The following is a 6,741-nucleotide window of genomic DNA, read 5'->3' on the forward strand; positions in this document are numbered from 1 at the left end:
TTCCGTCATTCAGTCCGACAGGATCAGGGCAGCTTGTAGGACATGATGTAGTCGCCCGGCTTGGTGCCGACCGACCCGTGACCGCCGGCCACGATGACGACATATTGTTCGCCATCCTGTTCATAGGTCATGGGGGTGGACTGGCCGCCCGCAGGCAGGCGGGTTTCCCACAGCTGTTCGCCGGTCGTCAGGTCATAGGCGCGCAGGTAATCGTCCACTGCGGCACCCAGGAAGACGACGCCGCCACGGGTGATCATCGGACCACCGATGCCCGGAACGCCCAGCTTGATCTTCAGGGGCAGGGGCGTCATGTCGCGGATCGTGCCGTTCTTGTGCTTCCACACGACGCTTTCGGTGTTCAGATCGGCACCGGCGACAAAGCCCCAGGGCGGGGCGGTGCAGGGCACGCCAAGCGGGCTGAGGAAGGGACCCATGAAGACGCCGTAATCGGCACCCTCGTTGCGGTTCAGGCCCTGTTCGCTGGCCTTCTCATCCTCGCCCTTGGGGGGGATTTCGCTGGCCGGAACCAGCCGCGAGGTGAAGGGCAGATAGGTCGGCATGCCGAACATCACCTGACGTTCGGGATCGACCGCCACCGAACCCCAGTTGAAGGTCCCGAAGTTGCCCGGATAGACCAGCGTGCCGTTCAGCGAGGGCGGCGTATACTGGCCTTCGTAGTCCAAGCCTTGGAACTGGATGCGGCACATCATCTGGTCGATCATCGTGCCGCCCCACATATCCGCGCCCGTCAGGCGGTCGGGACGGAAGGTCAGCGCCGAGATGGGCTGGGTGGGCGATGCCTCCTCGCCGGGGATCTTGCTGGGGGCCGCCGGCAGTTCGTCACGCGGGCTCAGCGGTTCGCCGGTGCGGCGGTCAAGGATCCAGATGTCACCCTGCTTGGTGGGGCCGACAAGGGCGGGAACGGTCTGGCCGTCGCGCGTCAGGTCGATCAGCACCGGCTGCGCGGGCACGTCCATGTCCCACAGGTCGTGATGCACGGTCTGGCGGATCCACTGTTCCTGACCCGTCGCGATGTCCAGAGCCACGATGGCCGAGGACCGCGCCTCGACCTCGGGGGTGCGGTTCATGCCCAGCTGGTCGGGGACCTGGTTGCCGGTGGGGATATAGACAAGGCCCAGCTCCTCGTCGGCGGAAAATACCGACCAGCTGTTGGGCGAGTTGGTGGTGTAACGCTCGCCGCCTTCGATATCGATGGGGGTGGTGTCCTCGGGGGCACCGCTGTCCCAGTTCCACAGCAGTTCGCCCGTGTCAATGTCGAAGGCGCGGATGACGCCCGACTGCGACTTGGTCGAGAAGTTGTCGTTGACGGCACCGCCGATGATCAGCTTGCCATCGACCGCAACCGGCGGAGAGGTCGAATAGTAATAACCCGCCGGATCGTATTCCATGCCGCGTTCCAGCCGCAGCGTGCCCTCGTCGCCAAAGAAGCTGCAGACTTCGCCCGTATCGGCGTTAAGCGCGATCAGGCGCGCATCTGCGGTGGGCAGATAGACACGACGGGGGCATTCGGCCGCGGCCGCCGCACGCAGGGCGGTGTCGTCGGCGGGCTGATCATCGGCGGGCTGCACCGCAGGTTCATCCGCGGTTTCGACCTGAGGCGCATCGGGCTGATCGTCCGTTGATGCGGCCGCCGTGACCTCGGGTGCCTGCCAATAGGTGACACCGCGGCAGGTCTGGTGCTGGCGATCCGGGTTCATGCCCGAATTGGCGTCGAACCGCCAGTTTTCCTTGCCGGTCTTGGCATCGATCGAGATCGCAATGTTATGCGGCGTGCAGACATAGAGGCTGTCGCCCACCTTCAGCGGCGTCACCTGATAGGTCGTCTCGCCCACATCGTCGGGGCGCTTGACGTCGCCAGTCTGGTATTCCCAGGCCAGTTCCAGATCGGCCACGTTGGCGGGGGTGATCTGTTCCAGCGGCGACCAGCGCTGGCCGTAATTCGTGCGACCGTACTGATGCCATTCGCCATCTTCTATGGCGTTGCCGGTATTGGCTTCGGTGGTCAACTTTTCGGTGGGCAATTCGCCGATGATCCGGCTGGGTTCCTGGAACAGCGAATAACCCGCCACCAGGATCGACACGATCGATGCCAGGGCCACCGGCAGCACCGACGCCGCGCGCGGGGCGCCGACCTCGGAACGGTCGCCCAAGTTGCGACGGAAGACCGGCAGGCACAGGATCAGGGCGATCAGGACAAGGATGCCGCCGCGGGGCGCAAGCTGCCACCAGTCGAAACCGACTTCCCAGACGGCCCAGGCCAGCGTTCCGATGACGATCGCCGCATAGAGCCACAGCGATGCGGCCTTGCGGCGGAACACCAGAAGGGCGGTCACCAGCAGCGCCACCCCGACAATGAGATAATAGAGACTGCCTCCCAGCATTGCCAGTTTCGTGCCGCCCAAGGCCAGCGCCAAACCAAGCAATCCAAGAATGCAGGACATGAATGAGATCATCATGATGATCTTCCTTTTTTGTCCATATCGGCATCAGGCATGAAACGAGGAGGAGGGATGCCGGATGCGATGCATGTAAATCTGAAAAGGTCCGGATCATGCCGCGATGATGTACCATTGCATGCCGAACCTGCGGGCCTGTTAAACCTCATGGATATGTAACGCAATCATTCGACCCCCGTGTATTTCGACCGCCAGGGGCGACGCATCCGATCAGGGCGACACCGGGTGAACACGGTGGCGTGATCAGGGGTTCCGCATGTGAATGGATTGCCATTCGGCGTCCGATCGAGTGTTATAGTCGCCGGAATATAACGCCGATGGGAAATGCAATGACGCGCCTTGCGCCGAAACTGACTTTGGGGGCCGTGCTGGCCCTGGCTTGCGCCACCCCCATGCGCGCCGAACAGATCACCGTCTTTGCTGCCGCCAGCCTGAAGACCGCGCTGGACCGGGTTGCCGATGACTGGAACGCGATGTCGGATGACACGGTGGTGGTGTCCTATGCGGGCAGTTCTGCCTTGGCCAAACAGATCCAGCAGGGCGCGCCGGCTGACATTTTCATCTCGGCCGCGGTGGATTGGATGGATCTGCTGCAGGATCAGGACCTGATCGTGCCGGACAGCCGGGTCGACCTGCTGGGCAACAGCCTGGTGCTGATCGGCGGGCCGGGTGCCGAACCGGTCACGCTGGCCCCCGATTTCGATCTGTCGGGGCTGCTGGGTGAGGGCAAGCTGGCGATGGCATTGGTAGATTCGGTTCCAGCCGGCGTCTATGGCAAGCAGTCGCTTCAGTCGCTTGGGCTGTGGCAGGGGGTGGCGGCCAATGTGGCGCAGTCCGACAATGTCCGCGCGGCCCTGGCGCTGGTCGCCAGCGGCGAGGCGCCCTTGGGCATCGTCTATGCGACCGATGCCGCCGCCGAACCGGATGTGGCCGTGATCGGTCGCTTTCCCGAAGACAGCCACGATCCGATCACCTATCCCGCAGCCCTTGTCGCCGACAGCAGCCACCCGCAGGCCCGCGATTTTCTGGACCACCTTCAGGGCGACCAGGCCGGCGGTGTCTTCGAGGCCGAAGGATTTACCCTGATCGGCGCCGATGGATAGCACCTTTGGGCTGACGCCGCAGGAATGGCAGGCCGTGGCCCTGTCGCTCAGGGTGTCGCTCTGGGCGACGGTGGTCAGCCTGCCATTCGGGGTGGCGGTCGCCTATCTGCTGGCGCGACGCCAGTTCTGGGGCAAGCAGCTGCTGAACGGGTTAGTGCATCTGCCGCTGATCCTGCCGCCGGTCGTGACAGGCTATATCCTGCTGATGGGGTTCGGCAGGCGCGGCCCCGTCGGCGGTTTTCTTGACGACTGCTGCGGCATCGTTCTGGCCTTCCGCTGGACCGGGGCCGCACTGGCGGCGGCGATCATGGCCTTTCCGCTGATGGTCCGCGCCATCCGACTGGCCATCGAGGCCGTCGACCCCAAACTGGAACAGGTCGCAGGCACGCTTGGCGCCAATGGCGCGTGGGTCTTTCTGACCGTCACGCTGCCGCTGATCCTGCCGGGCATCGTCGCGGGTGCGATTCTGGCCTTCGCCAAGGCGATGGGAGAGTTCGGCGCCACCATCACCTTCGTCAGCAACATCCCCGGCCAGACCCAGACCCTGCCTTCTGCCATCTATTCCTTCCTGCAAGTCCCCGGTGGCGAAGGTGCCGCGCTGCGCCTTGTCCTGATCGCGGTCGGCATCGCCATGGTCGCGCTGGTGGTGTCGGAATGGGTCGGCCGCACCATTGCCCGGCGGATCGCCGGGATATGAGCCTGTCCGTTACGCTGCATCACCGCTTTCCCGGCTTTACCCTGGACGTCGAATTCCAGGCCCAGACCGGTGTCACGGCGCTGTTCGGACGATCGGGCTCAGGCAAGACCTCGGTAATCAACGCTGTGGCGGGTCTGTTGCGCCCGGATCGCGGGCGCGTGACGCTGGACGGTCAGGATCTGTCGAACAGCAAGACGGGGCGCTGGCTGCCGCCTCACCATCGCGGGCTGGGCTATGTCTTTCAGGACAGTCGCCTGTTCCCGCATCTGAGCGTGCGGCAGAACCTGACCTATGGCCGCTGGTTTTCCCGCCATTCCGACCGGATCAGCTTGGACGATGTCGTGTCGCTGCTGGGCATCGGCGATCTGCTGGACCGCCGCCCCGGCGCCCTGTCGGGAGGAGAAAAGCAGCGTGTCGCCATCGGCCGTGCCCTTTTGTCCCGCCCGCGCATGCTGCTGATGGACGAACCCTTGGCCGCGTTGGACGACGCCCGCAAATCCGAGATCCTTCCCTATCTGGAGCGCCTGCGCGATCAGACGCAGATCCCCATCCTCTATGTCAGCCACGCGATGTCCGAAGTCGCCCGGCTGGCAACGACGCTGGTGATCATGCAGGACGGAAAGGTCGTGCAGGCCGGGCCATTGGGACAGCTGATGTCCGACCCGGAAACCGCGCGACATCTTGGGATGCAGGAAACCGGTTCGGTCGTCGAGGCCACGGTCGAGGGGCATGACGATGACGGTCTGACACGGCTGGCAAGTCCCTTGGGGCATTTGCTGGTGCCGGGAATGGCCGCGCAACCCGGCCAGCGCCTGCGCCTGCGTATCCATGCGCAGGACGTCATGCTGTCCTTGTCCCCGCCGAAGGATGTCTCGGCGTTGAACATCCTGGCTGCCAAGGTCTTGTCCGTGAGCAGGGGCGCGGGTCCGGATGTTCTGGTCCAACTCTCTGTGGGCCAGGACCATTTGCTGGCCCGTATCACCGCCCGATCTGCAGCGTCGCTGCAGCTGGGACCGGACCGCGCGGTCTATGCCATCATCAAATCCGTCGCCGTGACCCGAAAGGCCTAGCGTGATCGTCCTGCAGGAAGGCACCCCCTGACGATCTGTTCAAAGAGATTGAGAATATGCCAAAAATGCCCTTGTCACCCCCCGGCGACATCCATATACGGATCAGCGGAGACGTGGCCGAGTGGTCGAAGGCACACCCCTGCTAAGGGTGCAGGCCCGAAAGGGTCTCGAGGGTTCGAATCCCTTCGTCTCCGCCACCATAGCTTAGGTTTTACCCAGAAAATCAACTGATTGGCGACAGTTCGAGCAGCCACAAGGTGACACAAAAGGTGACACACCGTGGTTTTACTGTTCCAATCAGGCGCTTTTCGCTTGTCTGCCAAGTATATCCAGAAGATGGGCATGTCTGGTACTTCCGCCGCCGCGTGGCTGTTGGATGTGAAGGCTTGCACAGGGATGCTAAGGGCAAGCCTCAGTCCGTTTTGTTTTTCTCTCTGAAGACTAGTAATCAAATATAGGCAGCCAAGCGCGCCAATGACCACGCCTAGCGGCAGGACGCCTTACGGTACAATCATCTGAGCAAGGGTCACATCGAAGGCGTTGATCCCAAGGCTGCACTGGGGCATCTGGAAGCCGTTGGGCTGAAGCCGGGGGATTGGACTGCGCTATCCGGACAACCCCGTCATAGACCGCTTCATAGAGGCGCTGACGGAGGGGCTTATGAGCACCAAGAACCACGCCCTGCACCCACTCCCCAAAGCAGCCCTACGCTAGGCCTTATGATGGGGAAGGCTATCCCCCGAACCTTGAACGATGCCAAAGACAAGCACATTGCGCTAGACAAGAGTCCAAGAAAAAAGACAGGTCAGCAACATTTCGACCGGGCTTGGTTGGTCCTTATGGGTATTACCGGGGATGCGATCATCGGGGATATCCGTCGCGAGCAAGCAAACACCTACGTTGAGAAGCTCCGCAACCGGGGCATCACAGCCGATACGATCTCCAAGTATGTCTACCAGATCAAACCTGTGTTCGACACGGCGATCAGGGAGTTCGAGCCTGGCATCCCCAGTCCCTTTGAAAGCCTGACTATTGCTGGGAAGGGCTCTGCGAAGCCACATGGGCGGCTGCCTTACAGCCTGACCGAACTATATGCGATCTGGCAACGGTGCAGGGAAATGGACGATGAGCGCCGATGGGCTATTGCCATGCTGTCCGACACGGGGGCACGGCAGGCTGAGGTTGTCGGGCTTCGCAAAGATGAGGTGATCCTGACAGGCGATGTACCGCACATCCTGATACGACCGAACGGCAATCGTGGCCTAAAGAATGCGCAGTCCGAGCAAAAGGTCCCACTGGTCGGTGAGGCCCTGTGGGCAGCACAGCGGGCTAGGTGTTTGATCCCACGGTTTGATGGTGTGATCCTTTCGAAGGAATGGAAGGATGCCCTATGG

5 protein-coding genes and 1 tRNA gene are annotated in these 6,741 nt (G+C 62.6%); 5 read left to right on the forward strand and 1 reads right to left on the reverse strand.

Annotated features, from left to right (window positions below):
* Positions 1–23 precede the first annotated feature (23 nt).
* On the reverse strand, positions 24–2,477 hold the full coding sequence (locus DKT70_RS11715) for a glucose/quinate/shikimate family membrane-bound PQQ-dependent dehydrogenase (RefSeq protein WP_111559306.1): 2,454 nt from the start codon (positions 2,475–2,477) through the stop codon (positions 24–26).
* A gap of 329 nt (positions 2,478–2,806) precedes the next feature.
* Here DKT70_RS11715 and modA point away from each other — a divergent pair, with 329 nt between their 5' ends.
* The 5 genes from modA to DKT70_RS11740 all read left to right on the forward strand — a co-directional run.
* Entirely contained in the window at positions 2,807–3,580 is a 774-nt protein-coding gene (modA, locus tag DKT70_RS11720) for a molybdate ABC transporter substrate-binding protein (RefSeq protein ID WP_407672207.1), read from the forward strand.
* Positions 3,573–4,277, forward strand: coding sequence for a molybdate ABC transporter permease subunit (gene modB / locus DKT70_RS11725; protein ID WP_111559308.1), 705 nt, complete (start codon positions 3,573–3,575; stop codon positions 4,275–4,277). The genes modA and modB overlap by 8 nt, the downstream gene beginning before the upstream one ends.
* Positions 4,274–5,347, forward strand: coding sequence for a molybdenum ABC transporter ATP-binding protein (gene modC, locus DKT70_RS11730; RefSeq protein WP_111559309.1), 1,074 nt, complete (start codon positions 4,274–4,276; stop codon positions 5,345–5,347). Before modB ends, modC begins: the two co-directional genes overlap by 4 nt.
* 107 nt (positions 5,348–5,454) lie before the next feature.
* Positions 5,455–5,544, forward strand: a tRNA-Ser gene (locus tag DKT70_RS11735).
* A 549-nt stretch (positions 5,545–6,093) separates the two neighbouring features.
* Positions 6,094–6,741 (forward strand): site-specific integrase (locus DKT70_RS11740; protein ID WP_199559578.1); only part of this gene is annotated, 648 nt, incomplete at its 3' end.

Source organism: Paracoccus sediminilitoris, from assembly GCF_003259195.1.
Classification (GTDB): Bacteria; Pseudomonadota; Alphaproteobacteria; order Rhodobacterales; family Rhodobacteraceae; genus Paracoccus; species Paracoccus sediminilitoris.